18 protein-coding genes are annotated in these 23692 nt (G+C 55.2%); 8 read left to right on the forward strand and 10 right to left on the reverse strand.

Annotated elements, in window-relative coordinates:
• Positions 1-194: 194 nt before the first annotated feature.
• From DHN55_RS07655 to DHN55_RS07690, 7 genes are all read right to left on the reverse strand, one after another.
• Positions 195-2645, reverse strand: coding sequence for a hypothetical protein (locus tag DHN55_RS07655; RefSeq protein WP_108880718.1), 2451 nt, complete (start codon positions 2643-2645; stop codon positions 195-197).
• Complete coding sequence (locus tag DHN55_RS07660; RefSeq protein WP_337660036.1) at positions 2642-3247, reverse strand: hypothetical protein; 606 nt, start codon at positions 3245-3247, stop codon at positions 2642-2644. The genes DHN55_RS07655 and DHN55_RS07660 overlap by 4 nt, the downstream gene beginning before the upstream one ends.
• Before the next feature lie 126 nt (positions 3248-3373).
• The gene (locus DHN55_RS07665) at positions 3374-3958 is read right to left on the reverse strand and encodes a hypothetical protein (RefSeq protein WP_108880720.1); all 585 of its coding nucleotides are present in this window, start codon (positions 3956-3958) and stop codon (positions 3374-3376) included.
• Between the two features lie 59 nt (positions 3959-4017).
• Positions 4018-5265, reverse strand: a complete 1248-nt coding sequence (locus DHN55_RS07670) for a hypothetical protein (protein WP_337660037.1) — start codon at positions 5263-5265, stop codon at positions 4018-4020.
• 4 nt (positions 5266-5269) lie between these two features.
• On the reverse strand, positions 5270-5620 hold the full coding sequence (locus DHN55_RS07675; protein ID WP_108880722.1) for a hypothetical protein: 351 nt from the start codon (positions 5618-5620) through the stop codon (positions 5270-5272).
• A gap of 885 nt (positions 5621-6505) precedes the next feature.
• Positions 6506-6742 carry a DUF2493 domain-containing protein gene (locus DHN55_RS22605; protein ID WP_108880724.1) on the reverse strand — a complete coding sequence of 79 codons (237 nt, stop codon included), beginning with the start codon at positions 6740-6742 and terminating at the stop codon, positions 6506-6508.
• A 356-nt stretch (positions 6743-7098) separates the two neighbouring features.
• Positions 7099-8106 (reverse strand): glycosyltransferase, encoded by a 1008-nt coding sequence (locus tag DHN55_RS07690; RefSeq protein ID WP_108880725.1) that lies wholly within the window; start codon positions 8104-8106, stop codon positions 7099-7101.
• A gap of 466 nt (positions 8107-8572) precedes the next feature.
• On the opposite strand from DHN55_RS07690, the gene DHN55_RS07695 reads away from it, so the two are divergent.
• Positions 8573-10489: a glycosyltransferase gene (locus DHN55_RS07695; RefSeq protein WP_108880726.1), complete on the forward strand. Its 1917-nt coding sequence runs from the start codon at positions 8573-8575 to the stop codon at positions 10487-10489.
• 5 nt (positions 10490-10494) lie between these two features.
• Positions 10495-11223 carry a sulfotransferase family protein gene (locus tag DHN55_RS07700; protein WP_337660038.1) on the forward strand — a complete coding sequence of 243 codons (729 nt, stop codon included), beginning with the start codon at positions 10495-10497 and terminating at the stop codon, positions 11221-11223.
• A gap of 33 nt (positions 11224-11256) precedes the next feature.
• Here DHN55_RS07700 and DHN55_RS07705 read toward each other — a convergent pair whose 3' ends face one another.
• Complete coding sequence (locus DHN55_RS07705) at positions 11257-12240, reverse strand: NAD-dependent epimerase/dehydratase family protein (protein WP_108880727.1); 984 nt, start codon at positions 12238-12240, stop codon at positions 11257-11259.
• 149 nt (positions 12241-12389) lie between these two features.
• Positions 12390-14120 (reverse strand): ATP-binding cassette domain-containing protein, encoded by a 1731-nt coding sequence (locus DHN55_RS07710; RefSeq protein ID WP_108880728.1) that lies wholly within the window; start codon positions 14118-14120, stop codon positions 12390-12392.
• Between the two features lie 256 nt (positions 14121-14376).
• Here DHN55_RS07710 and DHN55_RS07715 point away from each other — a divergent pair, with 256 nt between their 5' ends.
• On the forward strand, positions 14377-15009 hold the full coding sequence (locus DHN55_RS07715; protein ID WP_108880729.1) for a LysE family transporter: 633 nt from the start codon (positions 14377-14379) through the stop codon (positions 15007-15009).
• A 21-nt stretch (positions 15010-15030) separates the two neighbouring features.
• On the opposite strand, the gene recQ is transcribed toward DHN55_RS07715, so the two are convergent.
• Complete coding sequence (gene recQ / locus DHN55_RS07720; RefSeq protein WP_337660039.1) at positions 15031-16833, reverse strand: DNA helicase RecQ; 1803 nt, start codon at positions 16831-16833, stop codon at positions 15031-15033.
• 343 nt (positions 16834-17176) lie between these two features.
• On the opposite strand from recQ, the gene DHN55_RS07725 reads away from it, so the two are divergent.
• From DHN55_RS07725 to DHN55_RS07745, 5 genes are all read left to right on the forward strand, one after another.
• Positions 17177-18697, forward strand: a complete 1521-nt coding sequence (locus tag DHN55_RS07725; protein WP_108880731.1) for a 4-hydroxyphenylacetate 3-hydroxylase N-terminal domain-containing protein — start codon at positions 17177-17179, stop codon at positions 18695-18697.
• A gap of 24 nt (positions 18698-18721) precedes the next feature.
• Positions 18722-19867 carry a LysR substrate-binding domain-containing protein gene (locus tag DHN55_RS22265; protein WP_337660040.1) on the forward strand — a complete coding sequence of 382 codons (1146 nt, stop codon included), beginning with the start codon at positions 18722-18724 and terminating at the stop codon, positions 19865-19867.
• An 83-nt stretch (positions 19868-19950) separates the two neighbouring features.
• A complete protein-coding gene (locus DHN55_RS07735; RefSeq protein WP_108880732.1) occupies positions 19951-20625 on the forward strand; it encodes a DUF1028 domain-containing protein in 675 nt (224 codons plus the stop codon).
• Entirely contained in the window at positions 20622-21623 is a 1002-nt protein-coding gene (locus DHN55_RS07740; RefSeq protein WP_337660041.1) for a LysR substrate-binding domain-containing protein, read from the forward strand. Before DHN55_RS07735 ends, DHN55_RS07740 begins: the two co-directional genes overlap by 4 nt.
• On the forward strand, positions 21613-23685 hold the full coding sequence (locus tag DHN55_RS07745; RefSeq protein ID WP_108880733.1) for an oxidoreductase: 2073 nt from the start codon (positions 21613-21615) through the stop codon (positions 23683-23685). The genes DHN55_RS07740 and DHN55_RS07745 overlap by 11 nt, the downstream gene beginning before the upstream one ends.
• Positions 23686-23692 lie beyond the last annotated feature (7 nt).

Raw genomic sequence — 23692 nt, forward strand, 5'->3', positions numbered from 1 at the left:
CAACAATTGCGATAGGTTAAAGAATCTCGTAGATGCTGAGTACTGTCTGCAGTGCCGAAATTCTACAGCGGCGCCAGTTGAATGAGTCTTATATTAGCGGATACCGATGCGAGATTGTGTTGCCCCTCAGGTGCAGGTCCCAACGCTCTCGTCATTATTACTTACAACCGTTCGATTAGGATGGATTGGATCGCCTAGTCCAGATGAAACGAAGGACGGACAGAGAACTCAGACCGTTTGACGAAATCGCGGAGTTTGCGCTGAAATACCACTATGCCTTGATTGTCCATGCGGGTTGTATGTTCACTCTCACCGGTAAAGGTGTTCATCTTACCAATGACCTTTTTGAAGATATCTCTCTTCTCGGTTGGAGATTCAGTGAACACAATTTTGAGAAGATCAGGTACGAGTCTGTAAATCTTGGGGAGCATATCACCTGTATTTTCAAAGAGCACTTCCACATTTGCAGTGAAAGGGCGCAAGTCGTCGAACTCGTCGTCGGGGAGTTCTTCAACATAGAATAGGCCATAAAATAGGCATGCTGACACAGCTACCATTGCTTCTATCATCAACAGCCGCTCCACATCAGGATCGAGATTTCCACGAAGATCCACCAATGCTTCGAATGAACGTATTATGTGTTCTTTTGCTCGGCGAAAGTCCTGCTGGGCCGCAGCTTCGTCCACTTCGTCATCGACAATATGCCTACAATAAGCAATGTGGATATGAACAAGACATTGCTCCATCTCAGCACGGCAGATTAGAAACGGGACGCGGGCATTCTGGGCGTGAGAAAGTAGATTCCGAGCCGGCTCAATGAGGTTGCAGAGTGCATTAATCCGCTCAGCTCCCTTGACATTTAGATCTGCTGCAACGTACCGGTTCACAACGGCCGAAAAATACTCCAGATCAGGTTTCTCGTGCTTCTGCGTTGAGTCGCTGCCTTGCGGAAATGTTTCCAGTGCCCGCTCGATGAAAAATTGAGCATTCTCCCAACGCGATGCCCAGAAAGCTACGGCAGCCGAAAAATAAAATGCCCTATGGGCTTCGCATTTTTCAATCCTCTTTAGAAGTTCGCTCATTTCGATGCTATTGGGATTGTTCACCAGCCCGGTTAGAAATTCGGATAGGGGCGCTTCGATCAAATCTCTAAACCGGGTAATAGGTACGGCCATACCGCGACGCGGCGCAGGGGCTCCTTCGCGCGCCTCGAAATCTCTGATCATTGCCGCCAGGTGGTGTTGAATACTGAACTTGACATGGGCACGATCGACGCTCGCGACTGTGCGCTCAATGATATCAAGCACTGCAGCGCGGATATCTCGCGCTTCAGTTAGGAATGTTGAAAGCGATGTGAACGCGTTGATTCTGCGGCCAAGGAGCCGCGCATTAACGAACACTGTTTCGCGACAAAGCTGAAACCACAAATTGTTTAGCTCATCGATCGTCATGCGATAGTTGTCATCCTTAGTCGCATGCTCGAACATCCGGGCTGCAAAATGGCTCATCTGCTCGTGGAAAGGGGAGTTTGTATCGCCAGTAAGTTTGCGGTCCCAGGCAGGGAGAGGACGTGGAGGCGGCGCATTTGACGTGCCTCCCACAGTTGACAGAAAGGCCGCAACCGTAGCACGGATATCTTTGAAAACTTGCTCCGGTTTGATTGGGTTCGGTGTGTCAACCATATTTAGATATGGAATAAACTGTCCAAGACGCCGCACCGGAAAAAAATCTAACCTGCCCTTGGCCTCCCTGTTTAACCAATCAATTGCGCCGTTGAAGATGTTCTTGTCGGCCGTTACTAAAACATATCGAATCTCCCGAAGCGTTCTGTGTCGATTTCTGTACTCTGCGGTTGCCTCATTCAATCTAACGACCTGGCTCAGCGTTTCAGCGTCACGTCTGATCGATTTCAACCTGTGCGGATCGGTCGGGTCCGCTTCATTTCGGTGCAGTTTCAACCAAAACATGATTTCGTCCATGTCCTGCTCTGGTACCTTCAAGACGGCTGGCATCGCCAACGGGTCAAGATGCATTGGGCGCACCAGGTTCTCGTTGATCATGCGAGCGAATTCGCTAACCTCGAAGGTTTCGTCTTTTAGCAGATCGCCTAGTCCTGCAAGCGGCTGCGCGACTTCATCAATTGCCGTGCGAAGCCGCCGAACATTCTTCGCACCTGCGATCAGCTTGGCGACAAACTGCTCCAACTGCTCCTCGCGATCGTTCTCGAACGCGGCGCGCGTCCGATCTCCCAACGCCCGCCCGCGGGCTGCCACTTCGTGAGCGTGTCCCTCGGAGATGAGCGGCGCTGCGCCCCATTGACCAGGTAGCTCTCGCGACATGAGATATTCGGCTGTTACAGCCGCTAGGGCTTGCAATGTCTCATGTTCGTTCCGATCAAAAGGCGCGACTTTTCCATACTCCTCAGGTCGGAACGGATTCAAAAAGAACCTAACCACGTTGGCATCAAATATGTATCGAATCTCGCCATGTCGTTCGTTAGCGAAAATGTGGTCTTCTCGATTGAAATGAATGGAATTTTGAAGGTCGATCGCGCCGCTCAGATATCGCCCTGTGCGCTGTCGCACCTGTTCCTCCTTATGAGGATCCGAAGCGGGCGCTTCCGCAAGTTCGTGTTGCTGGTTCACGCTGCTCTCAATGAAGGTACAAACATTGCGGAAAACCATCCGACGGGATCGCCATGCGCACTTTCTTCACTAACTCGGGAGAACATAGTTGCCCGCTCAATCAGCTTGTCGGTATCAGTTTTGATGGCCTCGGTAGCGTGTTCGAACCCATCAATTGCCCGCTGCCAGCTCTCATCGTTTGTTGCAATGAGGTCTTTGGCATGCTTCAAATCGGAGATCTTCTCAGTGGAAATTCGTTCAGGATCGGAGTGGGGTCGATGCTCAAGGCAACCTAGCAGCGGCACGATGTGCAACGGCGAATACAATCGATGGGTGAAAAGGCTGTCGACCCAAGACCCAATTCTGTGGTTTCGCAACAGAGCGGGATACTGATTTAGCCCTGCCAAAGCCTGATAGATGAACGCTTTCTGGCGTTTCGCGTCGCGTGTATTGGCCATGCGATATTCGATGGCCGCTGCCAAAGCGTCATAACCAATCTCGTCGAAAACATCGCAGATCGACTGAAATGCCTCGGGCTCCCTCAGCCGAGGTATGACAATCAGAAGCGCGCAAAGCAGCTGATCGCGCGGCAAGGTCGCTACGTTCTCAGCGGTTTCCAACAAAATGAGAAGATTTCGGACAAAACATAAGCGCCGATCACCACCCTCTGTAAGTTCGACACTTAGAGGCGCAAATGCCTCGCTAGATGGATATTCAGCAGTGAACCAATTGTTAATGGCAGCGTCGAGTCACTTGGCAAAACCTTCAGCTCGCCTGAATTTGTGGTCAAGCCCCAGCTTGTCAACATTCACGCTTAGACCCTGCAACACTTGGCGAAGCTCAATCATATCCTCCCGAATGTCGTCGGGGCAGTTAAAACCCATGTTGATCCAGTCCAGCAAACGCTCCTTCTCGTGCCGATACCACAGTGATGCCTTTTTCAGTTCGCGTTCCCGTTCGCTAGCATCTTCCGCCTTGGCCGCCCGCTTTAAATGATAGCGGATGCCGTCCCTTATCTCGTTATCCTCGAATGCGGCGGCGGCTTCTTCTTGTGTGGAGGCTTCCCTTTGAGTGTGCGGCATTGCGCTGAGGATCGCGATCTCATCGCGCAACATTTCCAAATGTTCTTCACGCACTTTCCAGACAATTCGTGGCCGCCCCTTTTTTATCGCTTGCCTGCTTTCCTCGCATATGAACTTTCCATCACGCGCCTTGCGTCGAAGCCACGAGTTGACTGTGTGTGGATTAACGCCTGATGCTTCAGCCAATTCAGCGCCGGTGAAGCGCTGCAGAGCTAGCATTCCCGCTATTATTTTAAATTTTTCACCGCTCATAACGCGTCTCACAATTCACATATAAATCTGCCCACACATAATTTATAAATTCACTTGCATCAAAAGTCAATTATTTTTAAGTCATTTGCATTTTTATTATTAACAAAACACCGCAAACGGGCCATTAAGGCGTCTGCATCGTGGTCATGTGTGAACTGATTCAAGGGATCAGCAAGGACCAAATGCATGGCTGAACGCCCTTTTACACGGTTGAACAACTGGTAGAGCTCCATTCGAGAAGGCGCATCAAGATAGAGATTCAGCAACAAGACAACACGCTGCGCCCATTGGTCATCTTTCTTGGCCTTTACGGCAATACCCTTCATTAAGCGTTCAACAATATCCCTGCCACGCGCACGGGCGCGGCGGATGTCGTCGCCGGGTTCGTCGGTTTTTGGATCGGGTGGATCGAATCGCTCGTGGTGATAGTTTTTGCACTCGCGATAGAAACCTTCGGCAAGGGGCCTCAATACCTCCGGCAAATTTTGATCATTTGGCAGAACTTTGTCGAGGAGAACCCCGCAGGCCACTGCATCAACCGTCCCCTCAGTGAACGCGCAGTCCGGTTCCACAGAAAAGCGAACTCCACTGCGCGCTGCGCCTTGTGCCCCGTGAACAAAAACCTCATGAAAAACCAGGTAGGGTAGCGAAAGGATCGCTTGGTCGAGCTCCTCGTTCATGGGCCAAAAGACGCGAACAACTGCGCTACCGTTGTTCGGCGGCTGCACGAACTCACCATCTATGGGCAGTGTGCCGTCCGAGCGAATTTTTCGATGTGTCTCAAGAGAGATATCGGGCACGACAGTTTTAGGCGCGCGATCACCGGCGATCATTCGATACTGCTCATCGGCGAGATCCACGAAGATCTTCATCATTTCGGCAAGAAATAGCAGGCAACGTGCACCCTCTGGGTGGCCGAAGAGTAACCTATCACCAGGCCCGTTTTTGCAGATCACGTCCCGATTTCCACACGATTCGCAGTCGAAGCGTCGAAACTCCCCAATCATGGCAGCTCGAGTGCGAACAATATGCGAATGATTGTAGGGCTTTGTAAATCTGTTAACGCGGCGCCCAAATTTCTCTAGAAAGGAGTGCAGACTCCAAAAATCGTCGGTCTCGTCGTCTTCTTCGACCGTGGCGGCGATTTGATTGTTCACAGTATCCAAATAGTTCCTATCGTCTTTGCTCAACTCGTTACGTTCGGCTTCCATACTGGCGTGATGAACGAGGCGGAGAAGACGCGCTGCCAAGAGCTTGCGCGCCGGAAGGTCGAGCTGTTTGGTTGGATCAAAAGCAACTGTGGGCATGTGCTCAGGTGCCCTCGGCACAGGAATCTTTGCTTTTTCCGAACCTCTTCTCAATCTCAGGCTTGAGGATGTGTGCCCATGCGGCTTTAGCCGCCGCCGTTAGGGCGTCCGTTCCAAAGCTGATCGCTAAGCCAACAAGAATTGTTGTCACGACATCCGCGCGATTGCCGTCCTGCAAGGGTGTCGCCGCGAATGGCAGATCGCCAATCTCGTCAATCGACCTGAGGTCTATGCCCTCTTTACGGGCGATTTCACGAGTGATTTCATCATTTCGAAGTAGCGACCACAGGTGTGCAAGCTCTGCGTTGACGTTGTCGGCTTTCGCATGTTCAAGAGTTGCAAGGTCAATCTTCATTTTTTCAATTTTCTCCTTTTTAGTTCTAAAGGTTCGCAATGCATACAAAAACAATAATATCCCACGCTACAAAATTGTGGCATGAAATTTTTTATTTGAGATCTGGTGATCGTGACATATGAAATACACTCCTAAAGCAAAGAAAATTGAGTATGTGATTTTCTCAAAAAATATTACAATGATTATTTGTTTTCAATAATATTGTCTGATTCCAGTCACCCGTAAATTTTAAGATCTTCGTTCTCAGGGAAACAACGGCACGAGTTAGCGCTACGTGATTAAGTGCGGGTAGCTATTACAGTCCAAATTGCGTCGCGATCTGATCTTCTATCAATCGAACATGCAATGCCGAATTTGTACGTTCGCTGAGACTGTTTCTTGGCATTACGGCGACTTGCGACTCGCCATTCGGATTATACCCCGCGATATATCTGAAGCCTTCAGCATCTGGTGATGCATAGCTGTCGGTTCCCTCTATATGCCAAAAATAAAATCCCATATGGGTGGAATTCGCTAGCTGAAAACCTCGACCTTCCAACCTATGAGCAATTGGGCCCGATCCAATAAGCTGGCTGCACGAGCGCTTGTGGCGCCCATGGGAAAAATTTGGCTTTCCGAAACTCAGCCGCACCCGTGATTTCAGGCGTTTCAGCGGTTGTTTCTGAACTGTCCGGCTACAGTTTTGGAGACCTGGATACCGTTGGCTAGGGTATCAGCAAGCGAATCTATGGCCTTCAATCCAGCCGGCTTTATTTGAATTCTCGCCGCTTTCACCGGTTGCATGAACCACTTCAACCGTAACGTTAGCTTGTTTTGCCTTTGGGACCATGTTCGCAGTTCCTCGACCACCTGGAAAGGCGATTATCAGGTCTGGCCTTCCTTCATCTAGCATCTGCTTGTTTCTGATGGACCCCGCAGCTCGTCCATGTGTTTCCCAATCTGCAGGAAATTTGCGTACGGCAATCTTTCTTGCACTTCCAAATTACCAACAAGAGTGTCGGCACCTCGCGCGGCTACATGTATGATTTCGGCAATGCCAATTTGACGATGCACGCGATCCAAGTGGTCGAAAAGAAACCGCGCATCCGCGTAATCTCGGCCACCACAAACGAGTACCTTCATTTAATGACCCCCTAACTTCTTACGGTTTAGAGCGCCGAACGCCGGGCTCGGGTGAGTTGCCTTGTCAAAGTGGAGTAGCATCAAACTTTAACACCATCCAGCTTCTGCGAGAGTTGTTGCCCGTCTTTGTGACAGTTCAGACATTGTTAGATTAACCGAAAATCTACACCTTTATTCTTATTTTCGGACAGCTAGGAGCTTGAGCAAATCCTGCCCCCGCAACCAATTTTTCCTCTGAAAGATGTCGATAGAGCCAGCAGGTTTCCGGAGTGATGCTCTGCTGGACGCAAGGCGTTGTATCCACAGCGCAAATTTCAGGTTTTCCATGCAGCTGAAATTGCCGTGCTGGCTGAAACCTAGGTTCGCGGCAGATCGCGAAACACCGCGGTCCGGCCGCTGAAATGGCCGTGCTGGCGCTCAATCCATATGCGCAGGTTCTTGCCGGGCAGGTTGCCGGCGACAGTCTGGGCCTGCCGGAACAGGTACGCAACTACCGGTGACAACACCCGGTCGGCCTTCATGGTCCAGCCCTGTGTCCTCACGGCAATCGAAGCCTGCAGCCAGCCCTGGCCATAATAGTACCGCCTTACATACTCCAGGGTCTGCCTGGACGGCGCGATGCAGTGGTTGACCGGGTTGTCCGCTATCAGGTAGCCACGGTGTCCGGCAGCAACCATTTCACCGATCAGCTTGGTTTCCTCGCCACTGAGCACCAGGCCGTCGGGCTGGCGGCCCAGGCTTTCGTCAAACCGGAACTGCCTGAGCATATCAAGCCGGAATGCCATGTTGGCGCCGAACGGGTAGAACCTGGGATTGGTCTGCGTGTCTATCTTCCGGTCCCGCGCACCGACCCTGAAGCGGGCGAAGCAGCTTCCGGCCGACCTGGACAGCGCCCGGGCCCATGATGCATCCGCATCAGCAAACACGGGCACAACATCAGACCCGAAAAACACGGCGTCCGGATAACGCCGGAACGCCGCTGCGTATCTGGCAAGCCAGTCCGCCGGAACCGTCACGTCGTCGTCGGTGAAGATCACGTAGTCGGCGTCAATTTGAGAGACGCCTGTGTTGCGGGCGATCGAGAGGCCTGGTGTCGGTTCATGCAGCACGCTGGTCGGCAGTGTTTTGACATGCGCTTCAAGTTCGCTTGAACACATGTTTGCGGCAGCATTGTTTACGACAGTAAAACTACAAGCTACTGATGATGTCACGGTGAGGCGCCCCACTGACGCCAGAGTTGCAACCATATTGTCAGGCTGATTGTGGGTACAAACGACTATGACAATTCGCATTACCGCTACCCTGACAGGCTTGTGGGTTCGTGGGAGTTCAACCTGCCCGGATTGTTGTATCGCTCTTGGCATATTCAAAGCTGAAAAGGTTGAATTATTGAGAGTGTGAGCAAATTATCTCGACTTACAAGTTTGTATACCGAATAATGCTCAAGAAGTGTTTGGGGGAGTGACCTGTGGCAGTTAGGCGTGTCGATGTTGTCTGTGCGGCAGATTGTTGGTGCAAGGCAGGGTTTGCAGCAGGTCAGACCAGTGATCGCAACAGCACGGTCCGGTCGCCAGACAGCTCTGAACGCAAACCGAACGAAAATGCATCACCGCCAACGGGGGGGCAGTTCCATTGCGCTTGCATGCCGGACCCTTCCACCGCGCGATCGCGGACAAACCTGCGAAGACCGGCGACAGGTAGCAGAACCCGGCTTGTTGAACCTGTTACAATTTCGGGGAAACCTGTTTATCGGTTTCACCGTGCCGACAAGTTTCATGTCTTGCCCGGATGTCTGACGTCGCCACGTGGCCATAGTCGGGAGCGAATTGGGTGAGGCCGTTAAAAACAACGCTGAAAAGCCTAACCGGAGATGGTGAACCTGGGGTCAGCCTGGTCACATGCTGCCGGAACAGGTCGGACAACCTGAAAACAGCGCTGTCAAGCTGGCTGAAGCATGAAGACATCAGTGAAATAGTGATTGTCGATTGGTCGTCGGATGTTCCGTTGAGACGCGATCTCGAGGACTTTATCGACGTTGACGAGCGGATAAGGGTTGTCCGTGTCGAAGAAGAAAAATCCTGGATCCTGACTTACGCCTACAATACCGGATTTCGCTGCGCATCGCATGAATGCATATTGAAAGCTGACGCCGATATTGTGCTGAACCCGGATTTCTTCCAGACAAACAAACTGCGCAAAGGTGAGTTCCTGGCGGGAAACTGGCGAATTGTGCCGGAAGATCAGGCCCACATAAACGGCTTTTTTCTTACCCGCAAATCGGATCTGGCAGATGCGGGCGGTTTCAATGAGTTCATCACAGCCTATGGTTGGGATGATGATGATCTGTACGACCGTTTGACTGCAAATGGACTAAAACGACGCGACATTGATCCGGACACCATACATCACCTTCCTCACGATGATGAAGCCAGGTCACAGGTTTTCAAAAGCGATGAAGCCGATAAGGTTGCGACGGTTGGTGAACTAATTCGCAAATCGCCGCAGTTTGGAATCCGGCGCAATTACTACATTGCCGCTTTGATGCCAGCATGGTCCCGGCACCACCAGATGGCCAGCTTTTCTGTCGTTGACCAACAAGATGGTCATCAAACGATGAAACGGCTCGATGCCGGCGGCAACGAAGTTCCGCAAACCGTCAAGGACGAGGCTGATTACTTTGCGCTCAAGGACATGGTCAACTGGAATCATGGACTTTCGGCAAGCACTGACCGCACCACATTCTTTTCATTGATGTCCGGCAGTTTCAGCGACCTGGAAGCGTTTGTCGAAACTCTGTCGAAACAATCGGTCAAGGCTTGGCTGTACCACAAGTTTCAGTGGCGGTGGTTGCAGCCGACAGTCGCAAACGCGAGGCTTGGCAAACCATCTATCAGCGTGCCCAGGCCGAAACTGTACATTGATGCACAACATGGCCTTGGAAACCGTTTGAGGGCGATTGCATCCGGTGCCGCCATTGCTGAGGCAACTGAGCGGGAACTGGTCATAGTCTGGGAGTCCGATTCGCACTGTGAGTGTCAATTCGGTGACCTGTACGACTATGAAGGGGCTGTAATGGGCAGGAGTTTTGCCGATGAAGCTGCTGCGCGTGGAGTGAACTTTGTGACGTACATGGAACTGGAGGCAAATGCCAGGAAACATAAACCCATACGCCTGAGGGAAGGTGCGGATTTTTATGCCCGAACAGCCTATGTGCTGAATTCACCTTACACCAGTGATGAAGCAGAAAACGTATTCCTGCAACGTTTGCAGCCTGTGGAAGCTGTTCTGGATCTTGTGTCGAGCGTCCGTAGTCCAAATGACGTGGCCGCCCATGTGCGCATGACCGGCGGTGCTGGTTTCGAACACCTTGCGTATGAAACAAGCGACAACTGGAACAAGCGCAGCCACAAGAAAATTGGCCACTGGAGGCAAAAAAGCCATTTTTCCAATTTCATGAAGCGCATTGATAGATTGGCAAGTGAAAAGCAGGCGGAGCGCATCTTTCTTGCAGCAGACCAGCTGGAAACGTATGTCGAGTTTCAGGAGCGATATGGGGGCCGTGTCGCGTTTCTCCCGCGCGAGCTGTATGACCGTTCCTCTGAGCAACTTATGTATGCCTTGGCTGATGCGTTGCTGCTTGGCAGGGCACCATTGTTGCTGGGTTCAACATGGAGTTCTTTTTCGGAATTGGCCATTCGGTTGTCTGCACAGAATATAGAGGTCGAAATGAGTGGGAAGGATTTCTAGGTAGGGTGGCGATAATCCATAGAAATTTCATCTACAACGAAGATAGCGAAATCATCTTTGCCTACGTGCCCAAAGTCGCGTGCACCAATTGGAAATCGCTCTTGCGTTACATGGCCGGGCATCAAGACTGGTTGAACCAAAAACTCGTTCACGACAAGGTTGCTGGAGGTTTGCGTTATCTGGACCTGACTGGCGCGGATGCCGATCTGCTGTCGTGCCCGAATATTCGCAAGTACGCGATGGTGCGGGATCCCTACAGTCGCGTCCTGTCAGCTTATCTGAACAAGGTGGAAAGCCGGTTAGCGCCCCGAATCGAGGCGCCGTTTGAGGACCATTTTCATACAGTGGTTCGGGACATTGATGCATTCAGACGCAAGAAACTGGGCGCAAGGCAGTTTCCCCGAATCGACTTCGAGGTGTTCTTGCGTTGGTTGCAGCAAGGGGGGTCAGTCTACACGCAAGACGAACACTGGACATCGCAATCCGTGCTGCTGCACCAACCGGAGGTCAGTTTCGACTTTATTGGTCGCTTCGAAAACCTGGCCGTGGATGCAGCACGAATTCTAAAAGAGATAGGTTGCGACAGAGAGTTTCCGTCGCAAAAGGACGTTGGTTTCGCAGCTACGGGTGCCCAGTCAAAGTTGGACCAGTATTACAACGCCACGACGCGACAGCTGGTAAATGACATATTTGCCAAGGATTTTGAAAATTTCGCATACACCGCCAGCCGGTAAGTAGACACGTAATCACGGACTGAAAAGTCGTGCCTACGCAGATGCCCTGGACTGCATGGTTGCCTGGACCTGATCGGATATCCAGGCATAGGTCTTTTCAAGGCCGTCCTGCAGGGGTTGTGTGGGTCGCCAGCCCAGTTGCTGCTCGATGAGATCATTGTCTGAACTGCGGGCGCGGACGCCTTGCGGGCCGGGGATCGCCTTGATGGTCAGGCGCTTGTTTGAAAGGCTGATCACCATTTCGGCAAGTTCGCGAATGCTGACCGGAAAATCCGATCCGATATTCAGCGGTTGCTCACAATCTGAGCGCATCAGACGCAGTATGCCGTCAAGGCATTCATCAACATACAGGAATGAACGCACCTGCTTGCCGTCACCCCACATTTCGATTTCACCGCCATCAACGGCTTCGGCGACCTTCCTGCAGATTGCAGCCGGTGCCTTTTCCCGTCCGCAACACCAGGAGCCCTGCGGACCGAAGACATTGTGAAGCCGACCTATTCTGGTCGGTATCTTGTTGTTGCGTGATACCGCCTGGAACAATCGTTCCGAGAACAGCTTTTCCCAACCATAGTCGCTGTCGGGATTTGCGGGATATGCGGTGCTCTCCCTGCAGGTGTAATTTTCCGTATCGTTCTGGGTATCCTGATTGTAGACGCAGGCCGACGATGTGTAGAACAGCCGCCCGATACTGCCGCGGGATGCTGAGCGGGCAGTGTTGAGGTTTATCAGTGCAGAGTTCGACATGATGTCGAAATCGTTCTCGCCGGTGAAGATGTACCCGGCACCGCCCATTTCGGCCGCGAGCTGGTAGACTTCATCGATATCCCTGTCAAAGCAGGCGTCGACCTGCTCGGGCAGCCTGAGATCAGCGATCATGAATTCATCGGCTGTTGTAGGGCTGAACTCGGGATACTTTCTATCGACGCCTCGAACCCAAAACCCCTCTTCTTTCAGGCGGGTCACCAGATGACTTCCAATGAACCCGCCTGCGCCCATAACCAATGCAGTCTTCATACTCACAACTTCCCGAAATATATTGAATGTTAACGTGCCAGATGTTCCGTGTACTTTACTTTAATTCTCAAACTGAGGCGAGGAGTTTGTTGCTCCCGGATTTGCCGACGGATGTTTTTGGACAACGAGAACAACCTCGGTTCACGAGGCTATTGTGCTGCATCGGATACAGGCGGTTCCACGAGTTCTGCATGTCCCTCTTTCACCAGATACAGTTTCGACGCAATTTCCTTCCACGCCGGACGGTGTGTAATAGCTACAATGGTATAGTCGCCGCCAAGACCGGTGATGTTTCGGCAGATCTCGGCCTCCGTCTCTTCGTCCAGCGCACTGGTTACTTCATCGAGAATCAGCAATTTCGGCTTGCTTGCCAGGGCGCGGGCCAGTGACAGGCGCTGGCGCTGGCCGCCGGAGAGCCTTGCGCCCATATTGCCGACTTCCGTGTCCAGCTGTTTTGGCAACTCGCCAATAAAGCCGTCCGCCCCGGCAGCCTTCAGCGCCTGCCACACATCTTCACGCGGAATACTGTCATCGCCCAGTGTCACATTGTCATAGACCGTACCATGCAGCAGGGTTAGTTCCTGCGGTACATACCCGATATCGTCGCGCCATTTGCTGACGTCAATATCCGTGAGAGGAATGCCGTCTATTGTCATCGTGCCATTGTTCGGGGTCAGCAGTCCCGTCAGCAGATCAATTATCGTGGTCTTGCCAGCGCCGGACGGGCCAAGCAGTACGGTAATTCCGCCGGCTGGAATCTCAATGTCAACCTGCTCGAGGACGGCCTTGTTGTCATAGGCAAAATCTACCTGTTCGAACCTGCAGCCCTGAGTGAGACCCGGTGCGCTGCCGCCGGCAACACGCTCTTGATTGCCCTCTGCCTTCTCGATCATCTCCATCAGCCCGAAATATGCCGTTTGCATGATGGCTTGTTGCTGCAACTGTTCCTGGATTTTTTTAACCAGGGTGATGACCTGATAGTAGATGATGCCCAGAACCAGCATGTCGGACAACGGCACCTTGACAATCTGGGTGCCGACATAAAATCCCGCCGTGACACTGACTGCCACCATGATGTCCTGCCCGTAACCCAACGCATGCCGGGACAATACCAGGGCGAAATAGGCTTTGCGCAGTTCGCCGACCAGTCCGTCGAACAGGGTCGAGAACGTGTCGCTCCGGTTCATCGATTTGATGGCCTTCATGTTGCCTACAGCATCCTGGACTTTCGATCCCAAAAGACCGGCGCGTTCCCATTGCTGTTTGCCGCTCTCGCGCGCGAACATGATAAGCTTGTACATCGGGATTGAGATGATGATCGCGGCAATTATCGTCAGGATCACCATGTAACCTGATACCAGCGTGGCTGCCAGCATAAGGGCAATTGCCTTAATGCTGGATACGATCACCATGGCGCTGGCATAGTAGGCTTCGCCTGCATGGAGTGTTTGCCCGGAGATTGAATTGGCGATGTGACCCGGGCGCAGGTCAACAAAGTAGTTCCAACGCGCCCGCATGACTCCGAACAACAGCCTGCGCCGGATTTCAGCCTGCACCTGCGCCACAGACGAGGCGACATACCCCATGGCTGTCAGGGAGATGAGGGATTTCAGAGTCAGCAGGGCTGCGACCAACATGATGAAGTTGGTAAGTGTCGGCGAAATACCTATCGAGGTCACAAGTCCGGTGATGATTTCGTTGAGTTTTGAATCACTGGCGACACCTTCACCGCCAAGCTGTCCAATGGCCGGCAGGATTGCGCCCATGCTCATCATGTCCAGCACACCGGCGATCATCATGCACGTCGTGACGGACCAGGGTTTCGCGCCAGGAGCGTTGAAAAAGATTTCGAGCAACTGGCTGGACTTGATAACCTTCATTGACCCAGTCCCCCCTGACTCTGCGGGTTTACAGCCCCTGCAAACATTTGTTCCAGCGTCTCTTGTTTTGAATTCCGCCGGTGCCCATTCCGCAAAAAGATATTCTGCCGTGAACACTGCAGGCGACGCTGTACCAGTCTGGCATGCACATATTGTGAACCTGTCTATACGATTTGTCCGCCTGCGTACATCCGCACTTTACCCCTACTGCAAAAATGATCCATGCTGACCTTTTGGCAATCAGAAAGGCGTATCGATGGAGTGGACGATAATACTGGTGGGCGTGTTTGCGATTTTCATTCCCGCCTTGATGTTGCCGGGCCCTGATTTTGTGGCGGTCGTGCGCTCGTCCATATCGCGAGGTACCGCGGCCGGACTGCTGACAACCGTCGGCGTGACAATCGGACTGGGCTTGTATGCCGCCCTAAGCCTGCTCGGCCTGTCCGCCATCCTGCTTGAATACCAATGGCTGGCGTGGGCGGTCCGGGTGTGCGGCGGGCTGTACCTGGCCTATCTGGGACTGAAACTCATTCTGACCAGGCCGGTGGCTGTCGCCATTGATGACACAGTGGTGAAAGACGGCGGCAATCCGCTTGTCTTCGGGTTCCTTGTTACCCTCACAAATCCCAAGGCAATCGTTCTGTTCACCAGCGTATTTGCCACCGCGATCACCGACACAATGCCCGTGTGGGGCATGATGGTGACGATAGGTCTGGTGATGGCAAGTGCGCTGACATGGTACACCATCGTTGCCGTGTTCATGTCGTCGCGCCCGGTGATATCGCGTTTCCGCAATGCCCAGCACTGGATTGAGCGGGCAGCCGGTGTCTGCTTCGTCGCCATAGGCGGCAAGATACTGGCGGACAGCAGGAACCCCATAGCGCCCTGAACGTGCCGCTGACCTGTGCAGTCAATGGGTCGTCACGATCTCCATGAAGGCCTGGCCAAACTGTTCGAGCTTGCGTGGCCCGATGCCGCCGATGGTTGCCATCTGGTCGAGCGTCGTGGGCCGGGTCCGGGCGATTTCGTTCAGTGTGGCATCGTGCAGTATGACGAAGGCCGGCACCTTGCGTTCCTGGGCAAGGGTGAGCCGCAGGGCCTTCAGCGACGTCAGCAGGTCCCGGTCCGCATCCGCCACTTCTATCGCCCCGGCCTTGGCTTTGGCCGGTTTTTTTGATCGCGCCGGTTTGAGCGCTTCGATCCGGCGCAAGGAGAACCTTCCGGCACCTGCTGCAATGTCTTCGGCGCGGCGCGTCAATTGCAGCGCTCCGTATTTCTGGATGTTGATGGTGAGATACGTGCCGGCAACGGCTTGCCGGATAAAGGCATTCCAGTATTCCTTGGAGTGGCCTGACCCCGCACCATAGCAATCCAGCGCGTCATGAGCGCGATCGGCAATCTTCTGGGTCCCGGCACCGCGCAGCACATCAATGATGTGGGCGCCGCCGAACATCTGGCCGGTCTGCCTGATGGCCGTAAACAGCAGCTTTGCATCGGCTGTGCCATCCTCCAGTTCGGGAGGCTGCAGGCAATTGTCGCAGTTGCCGCATGCACTGGCAGGTTCGTCGAAGTATGACAGCAGCGCCTGGCGTCGGCACTGGGAAGCCTCGCAGTAGGCCAGCAGCGCATCAAGGCGCTTGTGCTCGCGTACCTTGTGAGCCTCGTCCTCACCATCCTGCTCGACAAACTGCCGCCGCATCCGCATGTCCGACAGGTCGTAGAGCATCAGGGTTTCGGCCGGCATGCCGTCACGGCCGGCGCGGCCGATCTCCTGATAATAGGACTCCATATTAGCCGGCAGGTTGAGGTGGCATACATACCGGATATCGGGCTTGTCGATACCCATCCCGAACGCGATGGTGGCCACCATGATGACGGCTTCCTCGCTCATGAACCTGTTCTGGTTGGCCACCCGCAGGTCGGCGTCCTGCCCGGCGTGATAGGCGATGGCCTTGAACCCGTCCTGGCTCAGGAACTCGGCGACCTCCTCACAGAACTTGCGCGACAGGCAGTAGACAATGCCGGATGCATCCTTCTTGTCCTCGAGAAACTCCAGCAATTGCGTTTTCCAGTTGCGCTTGGAGGAAACCGCCAGCGTCAGGTTGGGGCGGTCGAAGCCCTGCACCAGGATTTTTCCCCGGCCGCGAAACAGTTTCTGTGCAATGTCCTTGCGGGTTGCATCGTCTGCGGTTGCGGTAAAGGCGCCGATGGCGGCATTCGGAAAGCGCTCGCACAAGACCGACAACTGCTCGTATTCGGGCCGGAAACTCACCCCCCATTTGGAAATGCAGTGGGCTTCGTCGACAACAATCAGGGCTGGGTCAAGTTTCTCGATTGCCTCCAGCATGCGCTCCGTCATCAGGCGTTCGGGCGACAGGTAAAGCAACCGGCAGGCACCAGATGCGAAAGCCCGCCAGTTCTCGACCTGCTGGGCGCGCGACAGCCCTGAATGGATGGCAGCCGCCGCAACACCGTTGACGCGCAGGCCGGCAATCTGGTTGTCCATCAGCGCGATCAGCGGCGACACAACAATGGTGGGACGATCCAGCAACAGCGCCGGCACCTGGTAGCACAGCGACTTGCCGGCTCCGGTGGGCATGACCACAAGGGCGTTTTCACCGCGAGACAACAGATCAATGACGGCTTCCTGGTCGGGTCGGAAACCATCAAATCCGAACACGTCCCGGAGAATTGCTGCTGCTGTCTGGGTCAAATCACAAGGTCCGTGCTGGCGGTGGAAAAAGCGACTCAAAACTGGATTACCGAGATGATTCCCTAGGTACACAATATCGCTTGCAGACACCATTGCTCAGACTGCCGCAAAGACCGGCGGCGGAGCATGTCGAGGCTGTTTGCTGCGGCGCTCGTCGACAAACTGTCGAATTCAACGTGAATTCGGTTTTTTTGAATCAAAAACTCAACAAACAATAATTTGCCAAACTTGGATTGATGGGCAAGATAATGCTCCGTTCCAGCTTGGCGGGATGAGGTTGGTCGGCTCATGACGGTGAGTCGGGTACAGTTTTGTCCTGCGAAACCCACAGAGGATATTGCCCATGATCCGCACCGGCGAACAGTACAAGGACTCAATTCGCGACACCCGCGAGGTGTATATTGATGGCGAAAAGGTTGCCGACGTCACCTCTCATCCGAGCTTCAAGGCGATTGTGGATGTAAGGGCGCGCATCTACGACATGCAGCACGACGCGGCCTTCAGCGATATCATGACCGTCGAGAAGGACGGTGAGCGCCAGGCAATCGGCAACGCACTGCCCTATACCCAGGACGACTGGTGGGCCAAACGCCGGGCCACCGACACGATCCTGGAAGATATAGGCGGCATTGCAACCCGTGTCGGTGATGAAACCGTCGGCGAGATGTGGTCCTTGTACGATGGCCAGGACGTGCTGTCTGAGATTGACCCGCAATGGGCCAAGAACATCGAAACCCATATCCACTCGGTCCTGGCCCGTGATCCGTTCCATGTGTCGGCCAACACCGACCCGAAAGGAGACCGTTCCAAGGCCCCGCAGGACCAGGATCCCGACATGCTGCTGCATGTGGTCAAGGAGACCGATGCCGGCATTATTGTTCGCGGTGCCAAATATGAAACGGCGGCTGCCTATGCCAACCAGGCCTTCACCAAGCCGACCATCGCCAACTGGGGCAACGACGCCTATTCCGATTATGCGGTCGGCTTCATATGCGACCTTGGATCACCGAACCTGAAATTCATCTGCCGGACCGGGTTTTCCGGCCGGGCCGATGCGCGCGACTATCCGCTGGCCAACAAGTTCGACGAAGTCGACACACTGGTGATTTTCGATAATGTGCTGATCCCCTGGGAAAACGTGCTGTTCTATCGGCACACCAAGGCGGCAGCCTTCATTCGCGCGACCCTGCACCGCTATTCGGCGTTTGCCTTCGTACAGCGCAATCTCAAGTTTGCCGACATGCTGATCGGTGCGGCTCTTTACAATACGCGCCAGACCGGTCTCGACAAACAGCCCGCCGTCCAGGAAAAGCTGGCCGAGATTGCCATGTACCGCGAGACCATCAACGCGCACCTGACCGCTGCCATTACGCTCGGCGAACGGTCTCCGGCAGGCCTGATGATGCCGAATCAGTCATTGCTGATGACGGGCCGGGTGCATGCCTGTTCCAACCTTTATGAGGCCATCAACACCACCCGTGACCTGTGCGGCGGCCAGATTTGCGTAACCCCGGATGTGGCGGCGTTCGAAGCGCCTGAAACAAAGCCGTGGCTGGAAAAATACTACACGCTCAACGACGACTGGCTGGCGGAAGACCGGCGCAAGCTGCTGGCCTTCGCGCGCGACCTGATTTCTTCGGATTATGCAGGTCACCGGCTTGCCTTCCAGATGTTCGCGCAAAGTCCGCGCTTTAACCAGATGGGTGCGATTTACCGTAATTTTGACTGGGACGGTCCGCTGGACTTCGTGAAGAAAGCGGCTGATCTGTCTGACCGGGTGCGGCCGGAAACCGGCCGTGCCGCCGGTGATGGCGCGGTCAACAAATGGTACTCGGACAACGCCGTTCTCAAGGCAGCCGAGTAGGCCTTGATGGAAGCCGGTGCCGACATGGATATCAGGGGGCAGTTCCTGCAAGCCATGAGCTGCGCCGCCAATACGGTCAACGTGGTGACGACCGATGGCGCCGCCGGGCGCGCCGGGGTGACCGTTTCCGCAATGGCGTCCGTCTCGGCTGACGGCGACGCACCGACCATGCTGGTGTGTGTGCACCACCTGTCGGCTGCGGCCCAGACCATTCTGGACAACGGCTGTTTTTGCACCAATATCCTGCGCGATGACCAGTCCTTCATATCCGATACGTTCGCGGGGCGGCTGAAAACGGAAGACGGCGACAAGTTTTCCTGCGTCGACTGGGTGGCGATGAAAACCGGCGCACCGCGGGTCAGGGATCCGCTGACGGCCTTTGACTGCACGGTGAAAAGCAGCGAGCGCGTCGGCACACATTTTGTGTTCATCGGTGAAGTGCAGGACATCTTTGTGGCGACGGGCGGCAGCCCGCTGATTTTTGCCAACCGCATGTACGGTTCGCCGGTGACGATCTCGCCACCGCGCAAGCAGCGCGCCGAAACGGACACCCTCAGGATCGGGACGCTGCACACGTTTGGTCCCTACCTGCTGCCAAGCATCATTCGCAAGCTGGAAGATGAAGTGGGGCCGATTGATCTGGACCTGCATGAAGGCGACCAGCGCGAGCTTCTGGAACTGCTGCGTGCCGGCACCATCGACCTTGCGTTCGTTTATGATTTCGATCTCGGGTCAGATGTCACGGCATTGACGGTTTCCGAACTGCCGACCTATGTGCTGCTGGCGGAAAATGACCCGCTTGCCGCGCAAGGCGCGGTTGCGCTGGCAGACCTGGTTGCCAGGCCCATGGTGCTGCTGGATGCATCGCCGAGCCGGGATTATTTCCTGTCCCTGTTTGCTGGTATCGGCGACCCGCACGTGGCTTATCGCACCGGTACATTTGAAATGGTCAGAGGCATGGTGGCGCACGGCCTGGGTTACAGCCTGCTCGCAACCAAGCCTGCATCGGCGATGAGTTATGACGGCAAGGCGCTGGTGACGCGACCGCTGGTGGACAGGGTTGAAACCAGCCGCCTGGTGCTGTCGCAACGGCGTGATGTTGAGCTTACCAAGTCCGCGGAAGCCTTTGTCTGGCACTGCGTGCAAATTTTCGGGCTGGATATGGACTGACAGACAAAGCAAGAGCAATCTGTTGGCGATCGTTCGTTTGGCCAGGAAACAAGATTGTCCCGCGGGACTTACAGGAGCAGGAAATGACATTTTCATTGGTGGCACGTTGTGCTGAAACCGGCATGTTTGGTGTGGCCGTCTCATCTTCGTCACCGGCGGTTGCCGCCAGGTGCGCTTATGCGCAGGCAGGCGTCGGTGCCGTTGCCAGTCAGAATGTCACCGACCCGCAACTGGGCACGCGCGCGCTCACGCTGATGGAAACCGGAGCGAGCGCTGCGCAGGCCATCGAGGTCCTGAGAAACTCAAGCGCCTTTATCGAGTACCGTCAGGTTCTGGCGGTCGATACAAACGGAGAGACCGCCATCCACTCCGGGCCCAACACGCTGGGTTCCTGGGCCGAAGCCAAGACGACAAATGTGGCCAGTGGCGGCAACCTGCTGGCAAGCAAACAGGTGCCGCAGGCCATTGTCGACGGTTTTCTGAATACGTCGGGCCATATTGGTGATCGTCTGATCGCGGCGATGCGGGCAGGGGTCGCAGAAGGCGGCGAGGAGGGCCCGGTCCATTCGGCCGGTATGAAGATTGTCGACAAGGTCGCCTGGCCGGTGGCTGAATTGCGCTGTGACTGGAGTGAAGACTGCCCGATCGAGAACATTGCAACCGCGTGGCAGGTTTACAAGCCACAGCTTGACGCCTATCTGCAGCGCGCGATCGATCCGCGTGAAGCGCCAAGTTACGGTGTGCCCGGCGATGAGTGAGTACAACTTCCAGACCCTTGCCGGCCGCCGGGGCCTGCGCGGCTGTTGTCGGTAAGCAGATGCGCATCACCTTGAAGCAGCTGGAGTATTTTGTTGCCGCCGGTGAAATGGGCAGCATCAAACTTGCCGCATCACGCATCAACATTTCCCAGCCGTCGATCTCGTCGGCCATTTCGCATCTCGAGCGGGAATTCGGCGTGCAGCTGTTCGTGCGCCATCATGCCCAGGGCCTGGCGTTGACATCTGCCGGCAAGACAATGCTGCGCGAGGCCAAGCTCATGCTCAGGCAGGCCCAGGGCCTGTACACGATGGCGGGCGAACTGAACAACGAGATGCGGGGCCGCCTGTCGGTCGGCTGCATGGTCACCCTGGCGCCAATGATTGCACCGGAACTGGCACATGCATTCAGCAGCCAGCACCCCGGCGTGACCTTGAGAATGACAGACGGCAGTCATCAGGACCTGCTGGACAAACTGCGCCAGGTCGAAATCGATGTTGCAATTTCCTACGACCTTCAGGTGCCCGACGACATCCAGTTTGAACCACTGGCAACCCTGCCGCCGCATGTGCTGGTGTCCCGGAACCATCGTTTCGCCCGCCAGACGTCGGTTGATCTTGAAGAGCTCACCGGTGAACCGATGGTCTTGCTGGACCTGCCCAGAAGCCGGGAATACTTCATCTCGCTGTTTGAGAGCAAAGGTCTGCAACCGAACATCATTGCGCGTGCGGCCAATCAGGAAGTGGTGCGTACGATGGTTGCCAACAATTACGGCTTCACCATAGCAAATGTCCGGCCACGAAATCCTGCGGCACTGGATGGCCGCAAGCTGGTGCCGGTGAAGCTGGCCGGAGACCACAAGCCAATGCGGATTGGCATTTCGACACTGGCCCAGGAACGCAAGCCGATGATCCTGACGGTTTTCGAACAGCACTGCCGGACCCTGATTACCGATACAGGCATTCCCGGCATGACCGTGGGAGAAAAAGATGGCACGTGACCCGCGCTACGATGTTCTGTTCGAGCCGGTGAAAATCGGTCCCGTGACAGCGAAGAACCGATTTTACCAGGTGCCGCACTGCAATGGCGGCGGTTACCGGGACCCGTCTGCCGTTGCCGCCATGCGCGGCAGCAAGGCCGAAGGCGGCTGGGGCGTCATCTTTACCGAACAGTGCGAGATGCACCACAGCTCGGAGATTACGCCCTATATCGAACTGCGATTGTGGGATGACGAGGACATTCCGCAGCTGGCCAAAATGGCCGGGCGGATGAAGGAGTATGGCGGGCTTGCCGGCATACAGCTTGCCTATTCCGGCATAAACGGACCCAATCTTTATACCAAAGAAGTTCCGCTGGCACCGTCCGCCCTGCCAATCCGTACCTTCACCAACGACCCGGTCCAGGCGCGGGCAATGGACAAGCAGGACATCCGTGACCTGCGGCGCTGGTTCGTCAATGCCATGAAGCGATCGCGCACGGCCGGGTTTGACCTGGTATGCCTGTATGGCGCACATGGTTTCGGGATTTTCCAGCACTTCCTGTCTCGCGCCACCAACCAGCGCACAGACGAATATGGCGGCAGCCTGGAAAACCGGGCCCGGTTCGTTCGTGAAGTGGTCGAAGATGCGCACAACACCATTGGTGACAGCATGGGCATCACCCTGCGGCTGTCGCTGGACGAGATGATCGGTGATCTCGGGTTTGCCAATTCGGAAGTGCGTGACTTTGTCGAAATGCACAAGGACCTGCCCGACCTGTGGGACCTGGCGCACGGGGCCTGGGAGGACTGTTCAGGCCCGTCGCGCTTCAAGGAGGAGGCAGCGCAGCAGGACCTGGTGCAGGGGATCAAGTCATTGACGTCCAGGCCTGTGGTCGGCGTTGGCCGGTTCACGTCGCCCGACGTGATGGTCAGGCAGATCAATTCCGGGCTGCTGGACCTGATCGGCTGCGCCAGGCCGTCGATAGCCGACCCGTTCCTGCCGAAAAAAGTGGAAGAAGGCCGCATAGAGGACATTCGAGAGTGTATCGGATGCAATATCTGCATCACCGGTGACATGACAATGTCGATATCGCGCTGCACGCAGAACCCGACATTCATGGAGGAATGGCGAAAGGGATGGCATCCCGAGCGCATGCAGGAGAAGGGGCAATCGCAGAATGTGCTTGTGGTCGGCGCGGGTCCGGCCGGGCTGGAGGCAGCCCATGCACTGGCTAAACGCGGTTATGATGTTGCACTGGCCGAGGCAGGCACTGAACTGGGTGGCCGGGTTGCCCTGGAATGCAAGCTGCCGGGCCTGTCTGCGTGGGGCAGGGTACGCGACTACCGTGAATACCAGTTGTCACAGATGGGCAATGTCGAAACCTACCTGAACAGTGAACTGGGGCTTCAGGATGTGCTGGAGTTTGGTTTTGACACTATCGCCATCGCAACCGGTTCGACCTGGCGCAGGGACGGTGTTGCGCGCCAGCACGTGGTGCCGATGCCGATTGATGACAACATGCCGGTTTATACTCCGGATGACCTGATGGCTGGAAACGTGCCCGCGGGTGATGTCGTCGTGTATGACGATGACCACTACTATATGGGCGGTGTGCTGGCAGAACTGCTGGTGCGGGCCGGGGCCGCAGTGACCCTGGTGACACCGTCGGCTTATGTGTCGGACTGGACCAACAACACGCTGGAGCAGGCCAGTATTCACAAACGTCTGGTGGAATTGGGCGTGAAAATCCAGCTCAATCGCGGTCTGCAGTCGATAGCCGCAGATCATGTTGTGACCGATTGCGTTTATGCCGGGCAGACAGAGGCGCTGCCGGCAAGCAGTGTTGTGATGGTCGCATCACAGGTGGCGAATGACGGCCTGTGGCGTGACCTGCAGGCGCGCGAGCCGGACTGGGCGGACGCCGGCATCGCGTCCGTCAAGGTGATCGGAGATGCACAGGCGCCCGGTCCCATAGCCTGGGCCACCTATGCCGGGCACCGCTATGCGCGTGAGCTGGACATGCCGGATACCGGTGATGAGATACCGTTCCGGCGTGAAATTGCCCGGCTTTCGCCGGACTGAGCCGGCA

The organism is Anderseniella sp. Alg231-50, from assembly GCF_900149695.1.
Lineage (GTDB): Bacteria > Pseudomonadota > Alphaproteobacteria > Rhizobiales > Aestuariivirgaceae > Anderseniella.